The 20,789-nt window shown below is 57.7% G+C and carries 21 protein-coding genes and 1 riboswitch; of the genes, 13 read left to right on the forward strand and 8 right to left on the reverse strand.

Features of this window, described 5'->3' with window-relative positions; genetic code table 11:
- Positions 1 to 198 precede the first annotated feature (198 nt).
- Together cas3f and cas1f are read right to left on the reverse strand one after the other, a co-directional pair.
- Positions 199 to 3,543, reverse strand: coding sequence for a type I-F CRISPR-associated helicase Cas3f (gene cas3f, locus HZS52_RS03200; RefSeq protein ID WP_190374139.1), 3,345 nt, complete (start codon positions 3,541 to 3,543; stop codon positions 199 to 201).
- Positions 3,540 to 4,544: a type I-F CRISPR-associated endonuclease Cas1f gene (gene cas1f / locus HZS52_RS03205; RefSeq protein ID WP_022520844.1), complete on the reverse strand. Its 1,005-nt coding sequence runs from the start codon at positions 4,542 to 4,544 to the stop codon at positions 3,540 to 3,542. Before cas1f ends, cas3f begins: the two co-directional genes overlap by 4 nt.
- A 128-nt stretch (positions 4,545 to 4,672) precedes the next feature.
- On the opposite strand from cas1f, the gene HZS52_RS03210 reads away from it, so the two are divergent.
- From HZS52_RS03210 to HZS52_RS03230, 5 genes are all read left to right on the forward strand, one after another.
- The gene (locus HZS52_RS03210) at positions 4,673 to 5,344 is read left to right on the forward strand and encodes a hypothetical protein (RefSeq protein ID WP_190374140.1); all 672 of its coding nucleotides are present in this window, start codon (positions 4,673 to 4,675) and stop codon (positions 5,342 to 5,344) included.
- A 155-nt stretch (positions 5,345 to 5,499) separates the two neighbouring features.
- Positions 5,500 to 5,649 carry a hypothetical protein gene (locus tag HZS52_RS03215; RefSeq protein WP_162836274.1) on the forward strand — a complete coding sequence of 50 codons (150 nt, stop codon included), beginning with the start codon at positions 5,500 to 5,502 and terminating at the stop codon, positions 5,647 to 5,649.
- Positions 5,646 to 6,380 carry a metal ABC transporter ATP-binding protein gene (locus HZS52_RS03220; protein ID WP_035539377.1) on the forward strand — a complete coding sequence of 245 codons (735 nt, stop codon included), beginning with the start codon at positions 5,646 to 5,648 and terminating at the stop codon, positions 6,378 to 6,380. The genes HZS52_RS03215 and HZS52_RS03220 overlap by 4 nt, the downstream gene beginning before the upstream one ends.
- On the forward strand, positions 6,364 to 7,254 hold the full coding sequence (locus HZS52_RS03225; RefSeq protein ID WP_009288130.1) for a metal ABC transporter permease: 891 nt from the start codon (positions 6,364 to 6,366) through the stop codon (positions 7,252 to 7,254). The genes HZS52_RS03220 and HZS52_RS03225 overlap by 17 nt, the downstream gene beginning before the upstream one ends.
- Before the next feature lie 35 nt (positions 7,255 to 7,289).
- The gene (locus HZS52_RS03230; protein WP_190374141.1) at positions 7,290 to 8,360 is read left to right on the forward strand and encodes a metal ABC transporter solute-binding protein, Zn/Mn family; all 1,071 of its coding nucleotides are present in this window, start codon (positions 7,290 to 7,292) and stop codon (positions 8,358 to 8,360) included.
- Between the two features lie 23 nt (positions 8,361 to 8,383).
- Here the strand turns inward: HZS52_RS03230 and HZS52_RS03235 are convergent, their stop codons facing one another.
- A complete protein-coding gene (locus tag HZS52_RS03235) occupies positions 8,384 to 9,259 on the reverse strand; it encodes a LysR family transcriptional regulator (protein WP_039860208.1) in 876 nt (291 codons plus the stop codon).
- A 149-nt stretch (positions 9,260 to 9,408) separates the two neighbouring features.
- Between HZS52_RS03235 and ampC the strand changes: the two genes are divergently transcribed.
- Positions 9,409 to 10,581, forward strand: a complete 1,173-nt coding sequence (gene ampC / locus HZS52_RS03240) for a class C beta-lactamase (protein ID WP_190374142.1) — start codon at positions 9,409 to 9,411, stop codon at positions 10,579 to 10,581.
- 191 nt (positions 10,582 to 10,772) lie between these two features.
- On the forward strand, positions 10,773 to 11,438 hold the full coding sequence (locus HZS52_RS03245; protein WP_022520852.1) for a cupin domain-containing protein: 666 nt from the start codon (positions 10,773 to 10,775) through the stop codon (positions 11,436 to 11,438).
- Here HZS52_RS03245 and HZS52_RS03250 read toward each other — a convergent pair.
- On the reverse strand, positions 11,435 to 11,803 hold the full coding sequence (locus HZS52_RS03250; RefSeq protein WP_190374143.1) for a DUF6164 family protein: 369 nt from the start codon (positions 11,801 to 11,803) through the stop codon (positions 11,435 to 11,437). The two genes, HZS52_RS03245 and HZS52_RS03250, sit on opposite strands and share 4 nt — an antisense overlap.
- 9 nt (positions 11,804 to 11,812) lie before the next feature.
- A complete protein-coding gene (gene gloA, locus HZS52_RS03255; RefSeq protein WP_009288132.1) occupies positions 11,813 to 12,349 on the reverse strand; it encodes a lactoylglutathione lyase in 537 nt (178 codons plus the stop codon).
- 244 nt (positions 12,350 to 12,593) lie between these two features.
- Between gloA and HZS52_RS03260 the strand changes: the two genes are divergently transcribed.
- The 6 genes from HZS52_RS03260 (at position 12,594) to HZS52_RS03285 (ending at position 16,784) form a co-directional block, all read left to right on the forward strand.
- Positions 12,594 to 12,938 carry a hypothetical protein gene (locus tag HZS52_RS03260; protein ID WP_022520854.1) on the forward strand — a complete coding sequence of 115 codons (345 nt, stop codon included), beginning with the start codon at positions 12,594 to 12,596 and terminating at the stop codon, positions 12,936 to 12,938.
- 54 nt (positions 12,939 to 12,992) lie between these two features.
- A riboswitch (TPP riboswitch) is annotated at positions 12,993 to 13,091 on the forward strand.
- 23 nt (positions 13,092 to 13,114) lie between these two features.
- Positions 13,115 to 13,924, forward strand: a complete 810-nt coding sequence (gene thiM, locus HZS52_RS03265) for a hydroxyethylthiazole kinase (protein WP_190374144.1) — start codon at positions 13,115 to 13,117, stop codon at positions 13,922 to 13,924.
- Positions 13,914 to 14,546, forward strand: a complete 633-nt coding sequence (thiE, locus tag HZS52_RS03270) for a thiamine phosphate synthase (protein WP_190374145.1) — start codon at positions 13,914 to 13,916, stop codon at positions 14,544 to 14,546. Before thiM ends, thiE begins: the two co-directional genes overlap by 11 nt.
- Positions 14,543 to 15,463, forward strand: a complete 921-nt coding sequence (locus HZS52_RS03275) for a LysR family transcriptional regulator (RefSeq protein ID WP_190374146.1) — start codon at positions 14,543 to 14,545, stop codon at positions 15,461 to 15,463. The genes thiE and HZS52_RS03275 overlap by 4 nt, the downstream gene beginning before the upstream one ends.
- Positions 15,464 to 15,541: 78 nt before the next feature.
- On the forward strand, positions 15,542 to 15,967 hold the full coding sequence (locus HZS52_RS03280; protein WP_190374147.1) for a DoxX family protein: 426 nt from the start codon (positions 15,542 to 15,544) through the stop codon (positions 15,965 to 15,967).
- Between the two features lie 79 nt (positions 15,968 to 16,046).
- Positions 16,047 to 16,784: a DODA-type extradiol aromatic ring-opening family dioxygenase gene (locus tag HZS52_RS03285; RefSeq protein WP_190374148.1), complete on the forward strand. Its 738-nt coding sequence runs from the start codon at positions 16,047 to 16,049 to the stop codon at positions 16,782 to 16,784.
- On the opposite strand, the gene trhP is transcribed toward HZS52_RS03285, so the two are convergent.
- The 3 genes from trhP to HZS52_RS03300 all read right to left on the reverse strand — a co-directional run bounded on the left by trhP (position 16,777) and on the right by HZS52_RS03300 (position 20,604).
- Positions 16,777 to 18,168, reverse strand: coding sequence for a prephenate-dependent tRNA uridine(34) hydroxylase TrhP (trhP, locus tag HZS52_RS03290; RefSeq protein ID WP_190374149.1), 1,392 nt, complete (start codon positions 18,166 to 18,168; stop codon positions 16,777 to 16,779). The genes HZS52_RS03285 and trhP overlap by 8 nt on opposite strands.
- Before the next feature lie 140 nt (positions 18,169 to 18,308).
- Entirely contained in the window at positions 18,309 to 19,184 is an 876-nt protein-coding gene (locus tag HZS52_RS03295) for a DMT family transporter (protein WP_223828041.1), read from the reverse strand.
- Positions 19,185 to 19,272: 88 nt separating this feature from the next.
- Positions 19,273 to 20,604: an SPOR domain-containing protein gene (locus HZS52_RS03300; protein WP_190374150.1), complete on the reverse strand. Its 1,332-nt coding sequence runs from the start codon at positions 20,602 to 20,604 to the stop codon at positions 19,273 to 19,275.
- Positions 20,605 to 20,789: the final 185 nt, after the last annotated feature.

Genomic DNA, 20,789 nt, shown 5'->3' on the forward strand with positions numbered 1-20,789 from the left:
TGTTGGCATAGCAATGATGATAAATCACAGCGACCATATCTTTAGTATTCTTTGGTCTGAAGAAGACCAACAATTTGTAGGCTTATGCTCACAATTTCCAAGTCTCTCCTGGCTTGCTGATGACAGAGCTGAAGCTCTTGCTGGCATACAAGCCCTGGTTTGCGAACCGCTCACGGATATTAACCAGCAGGTTTAATTTCATTTGCTCCGCCAAAATCCCAACACCGGGTGATACCCCCACCGCTGGTTTCTAGCCGAGGCGGTTACCGTGCCGAAGGTACGCGCGGCGCGATCAAGGGAGATATCCAGGTCTTCCGCTAAGTCAGCCAGCGCCGTTAGGTAATCACTTGCACCCCAGGGTTGAATCCGCTCACCCTGCTCTTTTGCTAGATTTACCCGCACCAGCAGGCTTTCTTCCACCGGAACGTAGAGCTTTTCGCCTCGCCTTGCGCCATCGTCTACGCGATGTAGCGTCCAGGTTTCGCCGCCCTCGTCCGGCAACAGCGCTAGCGTTATCTCGGGTTCGAGCTGCTTGCGAAATGGGTCACGCTGAATCAATACACCGGTTAAATGCAGTTGCGGCATCCCATGCCAGCTATAGGCTCCCAAGGGCGGTGGCTTGGGGGTTTTACCGATTCGTAGCTCTTTTTTGGTTAACGGCTCGGCGGGCTGCTCAATCATCAATTGGTGCAGCCGCTCGTGCTCCAGGTCTACCAGGCTATCTTTGGCGTGGAGCGTTTCTCGCGCCAGCACGCGGGGGCGTGCATCGATCACCTGATACTCATCTGGCGTAAGAAGTGTGTTAAGTGAGTGGCTATTAAGACGCCAGGCCATCTTCGTTTCGAAGCCTGGCTTATGAAAAGCGGGTTCATCCCCGCGCTCCAGGTGCTTTAGGTTGGTCTCCAGGAGCAGAATATTCGCCACCTCGCAGGCCTGCTCACGGTGACGGCGCACCCGGCCCGCTAACTGAATAATCGAACGCATGGAGGACGGTTCAACAATCGCCCAATCATAATCGTGGTCGCGACCCACTTCCGTTACCGGCGAGCCAAGCACAATAAACAGGTGGTCGTTCTCTTCGCTGCTATCCATCAGGCGGCGGATATCCGGCTGCTGGAATACGCGATCTGGCTCAGCCCGTTGCAGTGTTCTATCTAACCGGCGCTCAATTTCTGAGCGCATGACCAACGGGTGTCGGGAGTGGTAGGCGCAGAGGTGAATGCGCACACCTTCAGGGGCACCCTGCTGAAAAAGTGCTCTGGCTACGTCCACCAAGGGGTCGATATTGGCCATTCGAATCAAACCAAAGCTGACGCGTTTGCTGGTGTGAGGATCAACGGAGTGGTGCTGCTGGTGAAGCGCTAGCGCATGCTCGCGTAGCAGCGCTGAAACCGCGGGCCTAATTTCTTCTGGCCGTTTACCCAGCGATGGCAACGACAAAATATCGCCACGGCGGCGCACCGGGCTAGTAGATAGGCGCTCTAACCGACGCTTGGCAAAGGCCTGATGCGCGGTCTTGAAAGTCTCGTTACTGGCGCAGTTTTCATGCTGTCGGTCGTGCTCGTCGAACCAGGCGCAGCAAATATCGGTCGCTAATCCCGGCTCGCCGCGATGACGCTGAAAGGCTTCACGACCGCTGCGATAGGCTTCATACAAACCCTCCACCAGCGCAGGCGGCAAGGTGGCCGATGAAAGCAGTACCCGTGACCCTAGCAGCCCAGCCCAATTGACGAGCCGGGTAAGCGCCGGTAGGTCGTTGATATCGAAATCGTCGATCTCATCCAGCACTAGGTCACTGCTCATTAGGCGCAGCATGGGCACGATTTGACGCCCGCCCCGGGTGCTCTCCGTGGCAGGCACAAGATGATCAACTGTACATACCAAAATGGGGGCGGCAATCAGCGCGCGGGTGCCCGGCTCATCGCTCAAACGACGCAGCACGGGGTGGCTATCAAAATTGCCGTCAAACACCACGTGGGCATCTTCTTCTATCAGCGCCTGATTGGATGCCGAGCCGCTGGCTTCGGCTTCCTGCTCGTAGTGCTCAAACAGGGCTTTATTGGCACTGCCACCTACCCGCACGGCGAGTTCATCTTCGCCCAGATGCAGACGGTCACGTAATGCTTGGCCAGTTTGCAGAGTTAGGGTGCGCAGCCCTAGGGCTATGCTAAAGCGCGCACCCTGCTGGGGATCGGCCAGAGCGTACATAATGCGGCCATTCGCTAAGGTTTTACCACAGCCGGTGGACGCCATATTGATGCCAAAAAAGCCCTGCCGTTGGCTACGTTCCCTAAGCGATTGGGCCAGATCAAAGGCTTTATCCTGCCAGCGAAACCGTGGGTGACTGCTGCGTTTACGGAAGCCTTTATGGCGCGCTAGACGTGGTAAGTGGCTGTCAACGCTGGGTAGCGCACGGGCGACCGCGGCGGCATGTTTTTCAACTCCCAGGATATGCTCATCCAATAGCTGATTGGGCTTGCCGGTTTTGCGCACGGTATTGGCAATCAGCGGGTAGTTGGGCTCGCCGCGCACGCGATGCTGGAGGTCTTCCAGGCTAGAGTAGTGGTGGTCAGCCAGCATTAAGCTAAGCCGGGCTAAGTGCATGACATAGCGGCTTTCCAGCCAGTGACTGCTATTTTGCAGCCGCGCCTGTAACCGTGTGGCAAGCTTGGTAGCACGATCACGCCAGCGTGGGGTACTAACGGGCAATCCACTCTTGAACTGCCAATAGGGCGCGATGCATTTAGGGTCTTGCGTTTCAGGAATCTCGTTCCACTCGGCGTTTATCGACTCAAATAACGCGGGCAGTTGTTCGGCCTGTAGGGGCGCATTTCCTCTCCCCCATCGCCTTTCATTTTCGCCAACTTTTTCCGGCGGTTTTAACGGTAGCCGGTGGTGGCTAAGCACCAGCCAACCCAGCGCAGCCGCCAGCGGCGGTAATCGGCTGAACACTGCCGAGGTAGGAGCGTCTATTCCATCGCGCTCCAATCCACCTAACCAGTCCTGCGTTTGATAGTCGCCTTCCGCGAGGCGCGCCAACCAAGTAGCGTCATCGTCACTGCCTATAAACGCTTGGAACAAGCGCAGCGATATCCACTCATGACGGTATAAGTTGCGCCCTTCTACTTTGCCTTTTAGCCGCTGCTGAAAGGCGTCGCAGGCTTTGCCCAGGTCATGCAGTAGCGCAGCCAGCGCGGTGAGCAAAAGGATATCTTCACCATTGTGCCAATCGTTTTCATCACGACTGCGCAGAATATCGCGGGCAGTGATGTTGGTCGGCACTGCGCCCTGGATATTAAACCGCGAGGCATCCCCCACCACCCACACCAATTCGCTGTGGTCATGGCCACGAATCCAGTGGCAGGCAACGGCGGTGTTCTTACGCGCTTTCTTACGCAGCAATTTGCGCAGCGTATCCAACCCGGCCTGGGTGATCGGTGTTTGCCAAGTGCGATCGCCCCGGCGTTCGGCAAACTGGTCGAGTATGCGGCGCGTCTCTTTCAGGGCGTTCTTGTTGCACTGGGAAATCAACAGCACGTTCATGCTTCTCCACTCCCCAGCGCTTGGGCGACGTCTTTGAGGGTATCAATCATAAAATCGAGGGATTCGGTGCGGGTTAAGCGCTCGATGCAGGCTTGGCGAAACTCCTGCTCTTCATCACCACGCATGGCGGAAATAAACGCCTGAGGCAGAATCACCGCGTCTTTCACTAAGTCCGCCACATCAAAGACTAGGCCGCCCCGGCGGGTTTTACCGTGGAGCACCGCAAGCCCATGGGGTATTCCCAACACCCAAGTGGCGGTCGCCGCCAGACCATAGGCAAGATAGTTGCCGTGATCGAGAAAGCGGTTGGCAGGATCGGTGCCGGTACCGCGTTTGGCACGGGTGAAGTCGCCGTAGTCGACCGCATTAACCGCCAGCTTAAACAGCGTTTTGGTTAAACGCGCTTCCAGGGTCAGTAGGTCAACGGTGCTGGGGGCTTTGTTGATTGCTTCACGGTGGTGGTTCAGCGCGCTATGCAGGTGATCGGTGGAAATACTAAAACCAGCGTCTTTCATCACGCGGCTTGTCCACAGCGATTCAATACGCGCCAAACGCGCCTGCTGAAATGCACGGGCGGCATCCAGGCGTTTTACATCATCAAACCAGAAACGCACCCAATATTGCAGGTACTCTGTGGGCCGGTATTCGCTTTGCGGGGTCAGCCAGGCGACATCCACATCAACCTCATTGGCGGCAAATAACGGCGTACCGCCCCCACCACAAAACCCCACCAGCACCCCAGCTTTCGCCAATTCGCGCATAGCCGCTTGGGTAATCGAGGTGCCAGTACCCAACAGTATCGAGGTGGTGTTGGCAATGGGAATATTCCAGTATCGGGATTTACTGCCCTCATCGGTGACATACTCCACTCGGCCACCGTTCACCAACACCCGGCAATGCTGCAGGTAATAGAGGTTGGCACGCTTGGAATGAAGAATGGTTTTTAGGTCACTGGGCGAAAAGTCATCCATGCGGTGCTCCTGATTATCGTCTTCCCCCATCTAACCATCCTTCACCCCGCAGCACCATTGACCTTAGTCATACTTCGCCACCCCTGAATCCCCCCACGTCTCATTTGTTTTGCGTGCTACGCTTAGCGCGACTGCTCCCCCTATATAGGCACTTCACCATGCATGCTTTTCGTCTTTTTGCCGCGCTGGTTACCACCTTGGTGATCACTCTGCCTGTCTCTTTACACGTCCAGGCTCAAACCGAGGGACAGTGGAGTGAGTACGATGATGTGTTTGAGGACGGCGCACGCCACGCTAATATTTGGCAGTGGGGTTGGACGGGCATTTACGCCACCAGCCTGTCGGTAAACGCTTACCAATCCAGCGAGGCGAGCGATCCGGATGACCGCTTTGATGCACGGGTGGGTGTGGTGAAATCAGCGCTGGCCTTGGGTGGTATGCTGACCGACCGCCAGCCGCACCCCGAGACACTGGCCGAATATGAGCGTTTGAAAGCCAGTGGCGATTTAAGCGGCGTGCAGGCACTGGGTTTACAGCTCGCCCAGGCAGAGCGTGAGCGGCGCGGCTGGGGCGCCCGGGTGAGCTCACTCGTGGTGAATGGCGTGGCGGGTGCAGTGATTGCCGCCGATGGCAGAAAAAGTGATGGTGCTATCAACTTTGCTACCGGCATGCTGGTCAATGAGCTACAAATTTGGACACAGCCGAATCAGGCGTCTTCTACGATTAATCGCTTCCAACCCGCTAATCTATCGCTGGGGCCGATCACTATTCCCGGTGAATACGCGCTGCATGTAGCGCCGCAGCAGCTAGGTGCTACCTGGCGCTATTGATACACCCTACGGTTATTCCCTTAAAGCGCTGGCGACGGTTTTCCGCTAGCGCTTTATCGTTGCTAGCGCGGCGTGAACGAGTAAAATACTCAGCAATTTTTTGGCTTTGCCAAACGTTATGTTATAACCTATTTGAAATTATACGAGGCCGCTTGATGAGTGAGCATACGCACCGCCATAACAAGGAGGGCCCTTGTCACTTCTCCTTGATGTCGCTATCGGCTGTTAAACGGCTGCTGTTTGTTGCCGTGCCGCTATTGGCGCTGTGGGGCTTGGTGGTTTGGGCTAGCGGGTGGTTAGGATGAGTCAACGCTCTTTATCACGCTTACAGCTGCACAACCTGCACTTGGCCCAGGCGCGCCGCACGGTGCTGGAACATATCGAGGGCGACTTTAAGCCGGGTGCGATTACCGCGCTGATCGGCGCTAACGGCGCCGGTAAAAGCACGCTGATTCAGGCCATTATGGGTGAACTTCGGCCTATTAGCGGCGAGGTGGTCTGCACCGTCGCGAAAGAGCGCCGGGCGTGGCTGCCACAGCAGTTGGCGCTGGATCTCACCTTCCCGATGAGTGTGGAAGAGTTAGTCATGACCGGCAGCTGGCCCAGCCACGGCGCGTTAACCGGCTATTGTGCAGGGCACTACCGTAAAGGCCGCGAGATTATGGCGCGGCTGGGTATTTCGCACTTGGCCCACCGCCCGCTGGGCGAACTTTCCGGTGGCCAGCGCCAGCGTGCACTGATCGGCCGTACGCTAATGCAGGAAGCCGAGCTACTGCTGCTTGATGAGCCGTTTGCCAACGTGGATAGCGAAACCGTGGATATTTTGATCCGCATCCTGCGTCAAATGGCGGACGACGGCGCGACGATCATTGTCGTGCTGCACGATATGGATCACCTGCGCCGCCTGGCCGATGAAGTGCTGATGCTAAACGGCGGCCATGGCCGTTGGGTGGCGCCCAGTGCGCTGACCCATCAACACGCACCCGCTCAGGTAGTGCCGTTTACCATGGGAGGACGCCATGCTGGATCTGCTTAATGCGTGGTTTGTCAGCCCGTTCGATTACGGCTTTATGCGCCGCGCGGTAGTGGGTGGTTTGGCGCTTTCGTTGGCTGCACCGCCGCTGGGAGTGTTTTTGGTGCTGCGCGGCATGAGCCTGATTGGCGATGCCATGGCCCACGCGATTCTGCCCGGCGTCGCGCTGGGGTTCCTGCTGGCAGGTTTTTCGCTGCCGATTATGAGTATTGGCGGGGTGTTGTTTGGGTTAATGGTGGCGCTGCTGGCGGGGGCGGTCTCGAAAATGGGCGGCCAGCGCGAAGATGCCGCCATGGCGAGCTTTTTTATTATCTCGCTAGCCGCAGGCGTGATGCTGATTTCATTGGGCGGCAGCAGTGTCGACCTTACTCATGTGCTGTTCGGCTCGATTCTGGCGATCAACTCCACCGCGCTGTTGCTAATCGCGGGTATCAGTACGCTGATTGTGCTGACCCTGGCAGTGGTGTTTCGCGCCCTGGTAGTGGAGTGTTTGGACCCGCTGTTTTTACGTGGCCAAAGCCGCCGCAGCGGTTGGGTACACAGCGTTTTCCTGGGCCTGCTGGTGCTGAACCTAACCGCCGGCTTTCAAACCCTGGGTACGCTAATGGCGGTGGGACTGATGATGCTGCCCGCCACCTCGGCGCGCTTTTGGAGCAAACGCCTGGAGGGCTTGATCGGCATCGCGATTGTGCTGGCCATGGTGGCGAGCACCGGCGGCCTGCTGCTCTCTTTTCATCTGGATATCCCCTCTGGCCCGAGCATTATTCTGCTGGCGGGGTTCGGTTATCTCTTTTCGGCCCTGTTTGGTCGCTACCACAGCTTGGCAGCCAAGCTGCGGCGTAAAACAACGCCGCTTGAAGTGGAGCAAGGGGCTTAATTATCAGTCTTCATGCTTATCGTAAGGAGTGTTGTATGTCGCTTGCCTATTTATCATCTCGGTCGTCGCGCTGGTTAGTGGGTGTTTCCGCTATGCTGGCGCTGCCTGCTGCCATGGCTAATGAGCGCGTGCAGGTGGTGACCAGTTTCTCTATCCTGGCGGATATGGTCGAAAACGTAGGCGGCGAGCATGTCGAGGTGACCCCGCTGGTGGCTGCCGATGGCGATGCCCACGTTTACTCCCCCAGCCCCGGCGATGCACGCTCCCTGGCCAATGCCGATTTAGTCGTTTTCAACGGCCTGCTGTTTGAGGGCTGGATGGAGCGCCTGATTAGCGCCAGCGACTACAACGGGCCTATGGTCACCGCGACCGATGGTATTGAACCGCTCTCTTTCGCTGCACATGAAGAGCACGGCCATGATGATCATGACGAGCACGACCATGGGCACGACGACCATGACCACGAAGAGCATGCCGATGAGCACGCGGGGCATGACCATGGCAATCAAGATCCTCACGCCTGGCAGGATATGCACCAAGCCGAGGTGTATATCGCCAATATCCGCGATGGCTTAATCGCCGCCGACGCAGATAACGCCGATGCCTACCGCGCCAATGCGGAGCAGTATTTACAGGAAATGGCCGAGGTAGACGACGAGATTCGTGCGCTGATTGACGAGATCCCGGCCTCCACCAGCGTGATTACCGGCCACGACTCCTTTGGCTACTTCTCAAGCGCCTACGGGGTGACCTTCCTCTCTCCGGTAGGGCTTTCCACGGAAGCCGACCCCAGTGGCGCCAGCATGGCGGCGCTAGTGGATGTGATTGAGCAGGAGAACGTGAAGGCGCTGTTCCACGAGAACATGACCAACCAGTCGATCATCACCCAGCTCGCCGAAGAGACCGGCCTGCCCATTGCGGGCACGCTCTACGCCGATGCGCTGGCAGCAGAGGGCGAAGCGAGCACTTATCTGGGTATGATGCGCCACAATGCCCACGTGCTGCACGACGCGTTGGCCCAGCCGGGTCATAACGACCACGACCACGACCACGACCACGACCACGACCACGACCACGACCACGATGATCATGGTCACAGCCACTAAGCAGTTAACGTCAATAGTGCTGCTCAGGCATTAATGGCCGTGAGCAGCCACTCCCGGAAGGACGCCATGGCGTGGGTTTCGGGGCGTGTCTGCAGGCGAGTCAGCCAGTAACCGCCCAGACTGACAGCGGTGTCGAAAGGCTGTACCAGTGCGCCGCTGTTTAGTTGGCGGGGAAACATCAGCGGTGGCGCCAGCGCCACGCCTGCCCCTTGTAGGGCTGCTTCCACCATGGCGATGGAAGAGTCAAACACAATGCTGTTGGTCATCGGAAAGCTGCGTGGTAGCCCTGCCGCCAATAGCCACTCTGTCCACTCATCGGCGCGATAAGAGCGCAGCCAGGTTTCCCCCAGCACATCGGCTGGGGTGTTCAGCCGCGCGGCGATATCGGGTATGCACATTACCGAGAGTGACGCCGGTAGTAGCGGCTGTGCCGCGGTACCGTGCCAGGCCCCTGTGCCAAAGCGGATCGCAAAATCCAGCCCTTCGCCGGCAATATCCGCGCGGTTGTTATGGGTGGAGAGCCGTAAATCGACGTAAGGGTACTGGCGCTGAAAGTCTCCCAGTCTCGGCAGCAACCAGCCGACGGCAAAAGTCCCCACCACGCCGACGTTTAATACCTCCCGATAGCTGCTCTCGCCCACCCGCTCCAGCGTGTGGGCTATCTGGTCGAATGAACTCTTCAATACCGGCAGCAGCAGTTCGCCCTCCTGAGTAAGCATTAGCCCCCTGGGCAAACGCTTGAACAGCGGCACCTTCAACAGCGTTTCGAGCAGCTTAACCTGATGGCTTACCGCCGCTTGGGTCACATGAAGCTCTTCTGCCGCGCGGGTAAAGCTTAAATGCCTGGCCGACGCCTCAAACGCGCGCAGCGCCTTCAACGGCAGGTAGGGACGCACCACCTTGACCCCCAAATTTTTCTAATGGCTTATGCAAAATATCGCTGTTTGTGAATTGCCGCAGCGCGCCGTAAGTTAACCACTGTCACGGGCTTTGCGACTGGAAATAACTCTCCGCCCTCTCTCGGCATTATTCACAACAGGATTTTGGTATGCGTAAGATGTTAGCAGCAAACTGCGGCCTTATCATGACAGGTTCGCTTCTACTCAACGGCTCTGCTTGGGCCTCCGGCACGCCTGAAAGCGCCGACATTGAGGCCCTGGTGAACGATACTATCGCGCTTTTGATGGCCGAACACCGTATCCCCGGCATGGCGGTCGCGCTTAGCCTCAACGGCCAACAGCACTACTTTAATTATGGCCTCGCCAATCAAGAAGCGGGGATTCCAGTCACCGATGAGACGCTGTTCGAACTCGGCTCTGTCAGCAAGATTTTCACGGCTGCACTCGCTGGCTATGCCCAGACTAGTGGCGCCCTCTCGCTTTCCGACCCGGCCAGCCGCTACCTGCCTGAGCTTGAAGGCAGCGCCTTCGATGAGATCACGCTGCTGGAACTGGGAACCTACACGGCGGGCGAGCTGCCGCTGCAGTTCCCTGAGTCGGTTCAAAGCGAAGAGGCAATGATCGACTACTACCGCCAGTGGCAGCCTGAATCCTCCCCTGGCAGCCACCGGCTCTACTCCAATCCAAGCCTGGGTCTGTTCGGTTATCTCGCTGCACAAAGCCTTGACCAGCCCTTCGAGATGGCGATGGAGGAGTCGCTGTTCGCCCCGCTAGGGCTTGAGCATAGCTACTTTCAGGTGCCTGAAGCGCAGCAGGCGAACTATGCCTACGGTTACTCTAAAGAGGATGAGCCCATTCGGGTGAACCCAGGCATGCTGGATGCCCAAGCCTACGGACTGAAATCGACTGCCGCAGACGTACTAACGCTGGTGGAAGCCAATATGAGTGGTGCCGAGCTTAATGAGCCACTAAGCCAAGCCTTGGCCGCTACGCGCACGGGGTACTTTGAGGTCGGCAATATGACCCAAGGATTGGGGTGGGAAAGCTATGCCTACCCGGTGGCGCTCAATCAGTTGCTGGCAGGCAACTCGCTTGAGATGATTTTGCAGCCCAACCCCGCCAACCGCTTAACCCCACCGCTAGCCCCCAGGCAGGAAGCGCTCTATAACAAAACCGGCGCTACCAACGGCTTTGGCGGCTACGTGGCTTTTGTACCCAGCGAGCAAATCGGCATTGTGCTGCTGGCTAACCGCAACTACCCCAATCAGGCGCGCATCGAAGCTGCACACCATATTCTTACCAAGCTGACTGAAACCCCCTAAGCAAGCAGCCAGACAACCTGATGCCGCCTTCGTGAACTGCACCCTAATCGTTGGATATTCATCCAATGGTTGGGGTGTTTTTTATGGCGATATAACGAAGATCAAACAACCGAAAGTTGCATTTTTTGCTGTCGATAAGGAGACTAGCACCCTCCCCCGTCACTTACCTTCACTGCGAAGAGCCCTTTCCCATGCGTCTAAACGCCGATTTTAGCCACTTTGCCTGTGTTACCCCGGAAGAGTATCAGTGGGTCGATTCCCCCAGCGCGGGGGTAGAGCGCATGATGTTTGACCGGATTGGTGATGAAGTTGCTCGCGCTACCAGCCTTGTGCGCTACGCCCCCAATACAAAGTTTGAGCGGCATACCCACGGCGGCGGCGAAGAGATTCTGGTATTGGAAGGCGTGTTCGCCGATGAGCATGGGCGCTACGCGGCGGGCAGCTACTTAAGAAACCCCATTGGCACCGGCCATACCCCGCAAATTGGCGAGGAAGGCGCGCTGATATTTGTCAAACTGCACCAGTTTGACCCCAACGACACGCTACAGTTGGCAGTGCCAGCGCATCGGCTGCCCTGGCAGCCTGATCGACGCCCGCGCATTGCCTATAAAATGCTGCACACCTACAAGCAGGAGCGCACCAGCCTGGAGCGCTGGTCGGCGGGCACCTCCATTACCTACCCCACGCTGCTGGGCGGGCTGGAGTTTTTGATTCTGGAAGGCACACTGAGCGATAGCGAACAGAGTTACACGGCAGGCACCTGGTGCCGCTACCCCAGCGGTTCTGCTCCGGCACTTACCGCCGGTGATGATGGCGTCATGATGTACCTCAAACGCGGCCATCTGCCAGCCGCTTAGCTTCGCGACATACCCAGGAACGGCAGCAGCGTAAGGGCGGCAATAAGCCCCACTGCTAGCAGTACTAACACGACCTGCACCGGGTGAGCGGCCAAACGACGCCACAGCGTCTCCGCGTCACCCCGCTCAACCGCCGCCTGGTGCTCGCGTTGGGCGCGCTCAAGGCGCTCCGCCTGGTAGGCCTCTAACGCCGCGATGGCAGCGTCGTGCTGATGTGGATTGCGCAGCCAAATCGCGTCAACGCCCAGGCGGAAAAAGCCCGCCTGGGTTTCATAGGTATCAAAGCCATGGGCAGCGAGCAGGTCACGCACCTCCATGGCCTCTTCGTCGGTCACATGGCGCAGCCGGAACAGTAGTTTAGCCATTGGCGTGCCTCAAGAGTCGCTCTTCCCCACCATCAGGTCTGCCTGAATCACTTCGATCCAGTAGCCGTCCGGGTCTTTAACGAAGATAACATCTTTCATCTTGCCCTGATCGGAGCGTTTGACGAAGGTGACGTCATGCTCGTCGAACCACGCCTGGGCCGCTGCCAAATCCGGTACGTTGAAGCAGATATGCCCAAAGCCCTGGGGTTCGGCATTGCCATCGTGATAGGCGAAATCTTCCTGGTCTTCAGTCCCCCAGTTGTGGGTCAGCTCCAGCAGCCCTTTCTGGCTAAACGTCCAGGCGGTACGCGCTTGCGCATCGTCCGGAACGCTGTCGCTGGGTTCCAGGTTGGCCAGGAAGTAGAGCGAGAACTGCATCTCTTCGAAATCCAGCCGCCGCATCACCTGCATACCAAACACTTTTGAGTAGAACGCCAATGCCTGCTCAGGGTCTTTCACCCGCAGCATGGTGTGGTTTAAACGAAACCCTTGAGTTTGGGGCGGCGTAGCCACGACGCCGGGATGCTGCTCGCCTTGAAAACTCATTTTGCTCTCCTATCGCTGATGTTGATCATTGAATCCATTGAGCTTCACGTACCGCTTACCATGGGGGCTTTATGGCCATAATAACAGCCCTTACAAGCACGTAGGCAGTGTCGTATCGAGGTACCGATAAGCGCACTGGCAATACTAAACAAAAACCCTACACTTATTCTTCATAAGCTTTACAAAAAGCAGTTCCCGCAACATGAGTGATGCCCCACCTTTGAGGCGTCCACAGGAGTTTTCCATGAGTGCGATCGATATGACGCTGGGTGACCACCTGACGCTAAAACAGCTTTCCAATGCGCTTCACAACGGTTTTTCGCCGATTGTTGAAGTCGAGTCGATGGATGGAATCTACAAAGTGCGTTTTCACCATGCTAACGGCGTGTCTGAGCTGAGCGATAACAAGGGCCACGTCAGTACTTTTCTGGGCACGGGCGAAATCCGCGATACCCTGGGCCAACTGGGCTTGACCCACGGCGTGCTAACCTTCGCCGACCAGTGTGGTGACGAGATGATTGGGGTCGAGGGTAAAGCGATGACACCTGATGAAATGCTTACCTACGGTACGCGTATTTCGTTTCGTTAGATTGCTATCGTCCGCATCCGGGGCTTTACAGGGCTACTTCAGGCAAGGATAGTAATCCTTCGACAGGGGCGCCCTCCGTTACGGTTGGGCTGAGAAGCACCCTTTGAACCTGAACCGGATAACACCGGCGTAGGGAGTCGTGGTAACGCTTACCACCTCCCTGCCGGGAGGATGCTATGACCCTACGCCCGCTTGGCGATTACCTTGAGACGCTGCGCTCAGTGACACCGCTGGTTCACTGCATGACCAACTATGTGGCCATGAACAGCACTGCCAACCTGCTGTTAGCCACCGGCGCGTCGCCCGCCATGCTGCATGCGCCTGAAGAAGTGGCTGAATTCACGGCTATCTCCGCGGGGCTGTCGATTAATATCGGTACGATCTCTGCCCACTGGGCTGACGCTATGCTCACCGCCACAGCGACTGCCGATCAGCATGCCATTCCCTGGGTATTAGATCCCGTCGCCGTTGGCGCCACGCGCTATCGCCAAACGCTGTGCGCGAAGCTGCTGGCCGCTAAACCCAGCGTGATTCGTGGCAATGCGTCTGAAATTCTTGCCCTTAACGGTTTAGCTAGCCAAGGCCGCGGCGTGGACGCCACAGCCGCCACCGACCAAGCCGTGGACGCTGCAATAGCATTAGCGCAAAAACACGGCTGTATTGTCGCGATGACCGGTGAAAGCGACTGGGTGACGGACGGCACACAGCACTACCGCATTAACGGTGGCCATCCTTTGATGCCCCGTGTAACAACGCTTGGCTGTGGGCTGAGCGCGCTAGTGGCGGGATTTGTGGCTGCCAACCGCGACGCCCCACTGGGTGCAACGGCAGCCGCGCTGGCCTGCTTTGCGGTCACAGGAGAGCGTGCGGGCAGCCACGCCAACGGGCCTGGTAGCTTTCAAGTGGCACTGCTGGATGCGCTGTATCAACTCACCCCTGACGACCTCACTACTTATGCCCAACTGGAGGCAATCCATGCCGCTTGATCTATCGCTCTACTTGGTCACCGATGCCACGCTCTGCCAAGAGCATGGTTTGGAACAGACGGTTGAGGCAGCGGTAAAAGGCGGTGTCACCATCGTGCAGTTGCGTGACAAGCATGCCAGCGACGAACAGATGATTGCCCAAGCCAAACGGTTAAAAGCGCTTCTGGCGGGCACCGGTATCCCGCTGATCATTAACGACCGTTTGCAGGTGGCACTAGAAAGCCAGGCAGATGGCCTGCATGTCGGTCAGAGCGACGCAGCCGTTCAGCAAGCGCGCCGGGTACTAGGTGAGCAAGCGATTATCGGCCTGTCGATCAATACTATCGCCCAGCTGCAAGTCTCTCCGTTTGAGCTACTCGATTATGTCGGGATTGGTCCCGTGTTTGCCACCGAGAGCAAACAAGATCACGCCCAGCCCATCGGCTTTGGCGGTTTAGCGGCGCTGGTCAAGGCGTGCCCACTGCCCAGCGTGGCCATTGGTGGGCTGAAAGCGGATCATGCGATTAGCGTACAGCGCGCGGGAGCGAACGGTTTAGCGGTGATATCGGCCATTTGTGGCCAGCCCGACCCTTACCAGGCAGCGCGCGCTTTTCAGATTTTCCAAGCCGATTCGGCGTCATGAATCAGTTAGAGCATATCGTCGCTTTTGTGCGGGTAGCCGAGTTGAGTAGCTATACCCGCGCTGCTGAAGCGCTGGATATTTCCCGCACTCGCGTATCCCGCCAGGTCATGGCACTGGAAGAGACATTGGGCGCGCGACTGATACAACGCACCACGCGACGACTACATCTCACTGAGGCCGGAGAACGCTATCTAGTCCGCGCCCAAGGGATACTGCAAGCGCTCGATGAGGCCGCCGCCGAGGTGGGCCAAGGTACCAGCGATGTGCGTGGACGGCTGCGCGTTAATGGGCCGATGAGCTTTGGTACCCGCTACCTAGCGCCGCTCGTCGCCCAGTTTATGCACACCCACCCCGCGCTAGAGGTGCGCCTGGATTTGAACGACCGCCGTGTCGACCTGCTTGAAGAGGGTTACGACGTAGCGATCCGTATCGGCAGCCTGCCTGACTCCAGCCTGGTGGCGCGCCGACTGACGCGGTGCCGTCTACTGTTTTGCGCATCGCCTGAATATCTTGCCAACCACGGTGAACCCGACAGCGTTCAAGCCCTTGCCAAGCACCACTGCCTACGCTACCGCAGCGGCCAACAGAGCGCTGACTGGAAGATTGCCACGCAGTCATTGACGGTCAATGGCCCACTGGAAAGCAATAACGGCGATGTACTCACCCACGCCGCGGAAGCTGGCCTGGGCATCGCTCAGCAGCCCAGCTTTCTGGTCACAGAGAGTATCGCCAGCGGGCGTTTAGTGCCCATCTTGACCAATGAGCCAGCGGTACGGCTCGATGTTCATGCCCTCTACCCCGCCCGGCGCTACCTGCCCGCCAAGGTGGAGCGCTTCATCGACCTGCTCACCGAGGCGTGGGGCGATCCGCCAGTTTGGGAGCAGAACATTGGATTGTCGCCCATTACGCAACAGTGATGTGCAAAATACGCTGATTATCTCGATCTTATCCGGCTGTAAAGTAGCGTCATCAACCACTCGATGGAAGCTACTACGATGACAACGCATACTCACTCTGCCCCCTCTCTACAGCACTCTTTACAACCCCAGGCCATCTCGCTACTGCGCGTCGCACTGGGTGTGATGGCCCTTGCTCACGGTTTGCTCAAGGTGTTTGTATTTACCCTACCGGGCACCGTCGGCTATTTTGAATCACTGGGTTTACCAGGGTTTCTGGCCTACCTGACCATTGCTGCCGAAGTAGGCGGTGGAGCCGCCCTGATTCTGGGTGTTTACACCCGCTGGGTGAGCCTGGCACTGGTGCCGGTACTGCTCGGCGCTGCTTGGGTGCATCTTGGCAACGGCTGGATGTTCTCAAATGCCGGCGGCGGTTGGGAATTCCCGGTGTTCTGGACGCTGGCGTTAATCGTGCAAGCGGGCCTGGGCAGCGGCCGCTGGGTGCTAAGTAACCGATTCGCCTAACACCTAAAACTATCGCCTAACCCTATTGCCAGCGCTTGCTTACCGCCAGCGTTGGCCATGCTGCTGAGGAGACTCACTCATGTTACCTAGTCTGTTTATTTCCCATGGCTCGCCCATGCTGGCCCTCAATAAAACCCCGGCTCATGCCTTTCTACGCGAACTGGGCAGGCAGCTTGCGCCCAAGGCGGTGGTAGTGGTCTCAGCGCACTGGGAGAGCCTGGCGCTCAAGGTCAGCATCAGCGCCAAGCCAGAAACCATTCACGACTTTGGCGGCTTCCCACAGGCGCTTTTCGAGTGCCAGTATCCCGCCCCGGGTGAGCCGGAACTGGCTGAACGGCTGGCCGTGTTACTGAGCGCCGAGCGGGTAGAGCGCGGCCTGGATCACGGCGCCTGGGTGCCCCTTTCGCTGATGTTTCCTGACGCCAATGTGCCGGTTGTTTCGCTGTCGCTTCCGGTGCGCTGGAGCAATGCGGAGCTGGTCACGCTGGGCGAGCGCCTGTCGGCACTGCGGGAAGAGGGGATTTTGGTGATCGGCTCGGGCAGCCTGACCCATAACCTGTATGAAATCATGCCCCAGGAGAGCCCTATGCCCGCCTGGGTAGGTGCATTTGCCACTTGGGTGAGCGACCGCCTTATCGCCAATGATCGTGAAGCACTGCTTAGCTGGGAGAACGCCCCCAACGCGCGGGAGAACCACCCGACCCCTGAACACTTCCAGCCGCTGCTGGTGGCCATGGGGGCAGGAGGTGACGCAAAACAGCTACACCACAGCGTGGAGCACGGTGTGCTTGCAATGGACGTTTATGCGTTTAGCTGATCGCTACCCCCAACGATTCAGATTGTGCTGCTCTGGAAGGCTTGAGATCACGCATTAACAGCGCAAACTCAAGCTGTTCAGGGGTAATGCTGACCTTGGGAACGGGGATTCGCACGCGATGCCCAGAACCAGGTGCTGCGCTCTGCGCTTCACCTCGCAAGTTCTCGATATGCTCAAGCACGAAGCGGTGATTGCCACCTGGCAGCATAAGCTCCATGCCATCCCCTACTTCAAAGCGATTTTTAACCTCGACTTCCAACCTGCCACGAGCCGGATCGAAACCCAGCACTTCACCGACGAACTGTTGGTGAACGCCGATCGAGTTCCCCTGCTCATAGCTTTGGAACTCACCGTGCACATGGCGTTGATAGAAACCTTCGGTGTACCCTCTATTCGCCAGGTTCTCAAGTTCATCCATTAGCCGTTTATTGAAGGGGCGCCCAGCGACTGCGTCATCAATGGCTTGGCGATAGACTTGCGCTGTACGCGCAACGTAATAATGGGACTTGGTGCGCCCTTCAATCTTTAGTGACGCCACGCCCATTTGCGTCAGCCGAGCGACATGCTGCACCGCGCGCAGATCCTTGGAGTTCATGATGTAGGTGCCGTGTTCATCCTCATACACAGGCATCAGCTTGCCAGGGCGTGAAACGTCTTCAATCAGCGCCGAAAGCTCGTCTGGGCTGCCGACCGCTGCACTGCCACTTCCTTGGGCGGCTATTAAGTCGCCCGTGTCATCCTGGGTCGCTGCTACGGTGTTGTATTTCCAGCGACACGCGTTGGTACAGGTACCTTGATTAGGGTCGCGATGATTGAAATAACCCGACAGCAGGCAACGCCCTGAATAGGCGATACACAGTGCGCCGTGAACAAAGGTTTCGATCTCTAAGCCTGGGCACTGTTCGCGTATTTCGCCGATCTCTTCCAGTGATAGCTCCCTAGACAAAATGATGCGGCTGATACCCTGCCGCTGCCAGAATTGGGCGGCAGCCCAGTTGACGACGTTCGATTGCACCGAGAGGTGGATAGGTTGATCCGGCCAGCGATCACGAACCATCATAATCAAACCGGGATCCGACATAATCAGTGCATCGGGCCCTGCCTCGATCACCGGCGCCATATCCTGAAGGTAGGTTTTCAGTTTGCTATTGTGAGGGGCAATGTTGGAAGCAACGTAAAACTGCTTGCCTCGGGCATGGGCATACTCGATACCACGGTGTAAGTTATCAATTTTAAAATCGTTGTTGCGCACTCTGAGAGAGTAGCGTGGCTGCCCTGCGTAGACCGCATCGGCCCCATAGGCAAAGGCGTAACGCATGTTCTTGAAGGTGCCGGCAGGGGAAAGTAGTTCGGGAGCTTGCTTCAGTCGTTCGGGGGCTTGCATAGACAGTCACCGTGATCAGGACGATGGCTCGCAGCGGACTGCGATGAAAGGCCAGGATTATAACCAGCCCAAACCCGCCGTTTTGGCAAGCTCACCGCTTCCGTGACCTAGATCAAAAAGTGGCGGTAGAGTGACGTCAGTTAGGCGGTAGGACGACGTTTAAGGGTTGTCCTACGGTCGTGATACGCTACCGCTAACCCGCTGCCCATTATCAAGGCGCTGCCTACCCAAACCCAGAGATCCGGCATTTCACCCCAAAACCACCAGCCCAGCAGTACCGCCCAGAGCATGGCGGTGTAATCAAAAGGCGCGGCGATGGCCGCAGGGGCAAACCGGAAGGCCAAGGTGATAAAAGCGGTGGCTGCAACGCCCAATACTCCCGAGGCGAAAAAGCCTACCCAGTGCCACGGCTGGGGTGTTTGCCATACCCAGGGCAGCGTTAGCGCGGTCACCACCAGCGGCACACAGGTCATGTAAAACAGCATTGCCCAGAGGTGTTCGCGGGCGCCGTAGCGCCGGGCGGTAATCATCATCAGCGCATAGAATAGCGCCGCCCCCACCAATACCAGCGCGCCCATCTGAAACGCATCGCCGTTGGGCCGCACCACGATCAGCACCCCCGCAAACCCCACCAAGGATGCGATCAGCACCGGTGGATCAATGCGCTCACCCAACAATGGCACCGAAAGCAGGGTCACAAACAGCGGCGCCACAAAGGCAATCGCCGTGGCCTCCGCCAGGGGGAGCAGCGTTAGCCCCCATACGAAACAGACCATGGTGGCGGTATAAATCAATCCGCGCAGCAAATGGATGCCCGGCCGTTTCGTACGCAGCTTGCGTAACCCACCGGCAAAATGGGCAAGCAGCGCAATCAGCGGTAGCGATACCAAGGCACGGAAGAAAATAATCTGCAGTGGCGAGTGCACTTCACCTAACCACTTGGAAACAGCGTCGCCTAGGGCGAGGAAAAGAACGCCCAAACACATGCAGAGTATGCCTTTCAGCGAGGTTGTCACCGCGATCTCCCTGTTCACTGGTCAATACAAAGTGCCAAAAAAGAAAAACCCCGCCAATTAGCCATTGGCGGGGTGATGACGGCCCCCCTTACAAGCTGGCGTTAACGACCATACAGTCCATACCTTGGGAGTGCAGCTCACGGCACGCTTGGCGAGCGCGCTGCTCGTCCAATGCCATTAGCCGGGCGCGATAAACAGGGTTTTGGCCCTCTACCGTGTCTACAGCAATGCGTCCGCCTAAAGTCTGAGCAATCCGCTGAGCCGCCTGCTGCGCCAATTGCCGTGCCTGGGCTTCACGACTGAAAGCACCCACTTGCACCCCCCAGCCGCCGCCCGTTTCATTGACAGAGGCCATCTTGCGTTCACGCTCAATGAACGCTTGAAGTGGGTCGGGCTGTGGATCTTCGCTTGCCGGCGTTGGGCGCTGAATGGTGACGATATCGGCTAGCTGTTCTTCAAGATCGACAACCGGCGTTGAGGGGGTAGAGTTGGCTGATGGTGACAACGTTGACGTTTCGACCACCGCCAGCAGGGGTTGGCGTGGCTCTGGCTGCTGTGGTGCCACCGGCTGAGCAGGGGGTGCAAAGGCCATAAATTCCCGCGAGAAGCTGGTGTCGCCCATCCAGCTTTGCTGGTCGCGTAGCGACGCACGCAAGAAGCTACGATCCAGTAGATTGGCCATATGGGTATCCCGGGACTGGGATGAAAAACCACCCATGACGACGCCCACCAGCCGCCGATCACCGCGCACTGCGGTAGTGGCCACGTTAAAGCCAGAGGCGCGAATGAACCCCGTTTTTAGGCCATCGGCACCTGGGTAGTCACGCACCAATCGATTGTGGCTGGTATGCCGAGTGCCCCGGTAGGTAAACTCTTGCAGGCCGAAGTAGTGGTAGTACTGGGGAAAGTCCTGCATCACGCGTACCGAAAGCGTGAGCATATCCCGCGCGGTGGTGATTTGGCCGTCATCCGGCAAGCCAGAGGCATTGCGAAAGGTGGTGGCATGCATGCCCAGCTCGCGCGCCTTGGTGGTCATCATTTGGGCAAAGTGCGCTTCGCTGCCGCCCAGGGCTTCGGCAACCACTGCGGCAACATCATTGGCAGAGCGAACCGCGAGTGCGCGAATAGCGGTATCTACCGGAATAGAGCTGCCCGCCGCCAGCCACAGTTTGACAGCAGGCTTGGCGGCCGCGTAATGGGAAACCGGCAAGGGTTGATCCAAGCGCAGCGTACCCTCTTCTAACGCTTCAAAGGTTAGATAGAGCGTCATCATTTTGGTAAGCGACGCAGGATAGCGCTGATCGTCAATGTTCTCGGCGTAAAGCACTTCGCCATTGTCCAGATCAACGACAATACCCGCATAGCGCGGGTTGTCGGCATGCGCAGTAGTGACCATCGCAAGTATGAGCAGCGTTAGCATACTCAAAAACCCTATCGCCGACGCTCCCCCGGCAGCGCTTTTTATCCTCGCATACATACCTGCCCCTTGCTTGTTATCAATGCGCTAGTTCTAATCACTGTTTAACCAACCTGCCGCTGCTTAACTACCATGCCACACTCAAGCTACAACACAAGGCTTGCCCAAGCGGCACGCGACGCTTACTC

The organism is Vreelandella titanicae (assembly GCF_014697095.1).
Lineage (GTDB): Bacteria > Pseudomonadota > Gammaproteobacteria > Pseudomonadales > Halomonadaceae > Vreelandella > Vreelandella titanicae.

Excerpts from the sequence above, each read along its gene's own strand:
- cas3f (WP_190374139.1), bottom strand. The coding sequence starts at position 3,543 with ATGAACGTGCTGTTGATTTCCCAGTGCAACAAGAACGCCCTGAAAGAG.
- cas1f (WP_022520844.1), bottom strand. The coding sequence starts at position 4,544 with ATGGGGGAAGACGATAATCAGGAGCACCGCATGGATGACTTTTCGCCC.
- HZS52_RS03210 (WP_190374140.1), top strand. The coding sequence starts at position 4,673 with ATGCATGCTTTTCGTCTTTTTGCCGCGCTGGTTACCACCTTGGTGATC.
- HZS52_RS03215 (WP_162836274.1), top strand. The coding sequence starts at position 5,500 with ATGAGTGAGCATACGCACCGCCATAACAAGGAGGGCCCTTGTCACTTC.
- HZS52_RS03220 (WP_035539377.1), top strand. The coding sequence starts at position 5,646 with ATGAGTCAACGCTCTTTATCACGCTTACAGCTGCACAACCTGCACTTG.
- HZS52_RS03225 (WP_009288130.1), top strand. The coding sequence starts at position 6,364 with ATGCTGGATCTGCTTAATGCGTGGTTTGTCAGCCCGTTCGATTACGGC.
- HZS52_RS03230 (WP_190374141.1), top strand. The coding sequence starts at position 7,290 with ATGTCGCTTGCCTATTTATCATCTCGGTCGTCGCGCTGGTTAGTGGGT.
- ampC (WP_190374142.1), top strand. The coding sequence starts at position 9,409 with ATGCGTAAGATGTTAGCAGCAAACTGCGGCCTTATCATGACAGGTTCG.
- HZS52_RS03245 (WP_022520852.1), top strand. The coding sequence starts at position 10,773 with ATGCGTCTAAACGCCGATTTTAGCCACTTTGCCTGTGTTACCCCGGAA.
- HZS52_RS03250 (WP_190374143.1), bottom strand. The coding sequence starts at position 11,803 with ATGGCTAAACTACTGTTCCGGCTGCGCCATGTGACCGACGAAGAGGCC.
- gloA (WP_009288132.1), bottom strand. The coding sequence starts at position 12,349 with ATGAGTTTTCAAGGCGAGCAGCATCCCGGCGTCGTGGCTACGCCGCCC.
- HZS52_RS03260 (WP_022520854.1), top strand. The coding sequence starts at position 12,594 with ATGAGTGCGATCGATATGACGCTGGGTGACCACCTGACGCTAAAACAG.
- thiM (WP_190374144.1), top strand. The coding sequence starts at position 13,115 with ATGACCCTACGCCCGCTTGGCGATTACCTTGAGACGCTGCGCTCAGTG.
- thiE (WP_190374145.1), top strand. The coding sequence starts at position 13,914 with ATGCCGCTTGATCTATCGCTCTACTTGGTCACCGATGCCACGCTCTGC.
- HZS52_RS03275 (WP_190374146.1), top strand. The coding sequence starts at position 14,543 with ATGAATCAGTTAGAGCATATCGTCGCTTTTGTGCGGGTAGCCGAGTTG.
- HZS52_RS03280 (WP_190374147.1), top strand. The coding sequence starts at position 15,542 with ATGACAACGCATACTCACTCTGCCCCCTCTCTACAGCACTCTTTACAA.
- HZS52_RS03285 (WP_190374148.1), top strand. The coding sequence starts at position 16,047 with ATGTTACCTAGTCTGTTTATTTCCCATGGCTCGCCCATGCTGGCCCTC.
- trhP (WP_190374149.1), bottom strand. The coding sequence starts at position 18,168 with ATGCAAGCCCCCGAACGACTGAAGCAAGCTCCCGAACTACTTTCCCCT.
- HZS52_RS03300 (WP_190374150.1), bottom strand. The coding sequence starts at position 20,604 with ATGCTAACGCTGCTCATACTTGCGATGGTCACTACTGCGCATGCCGAC.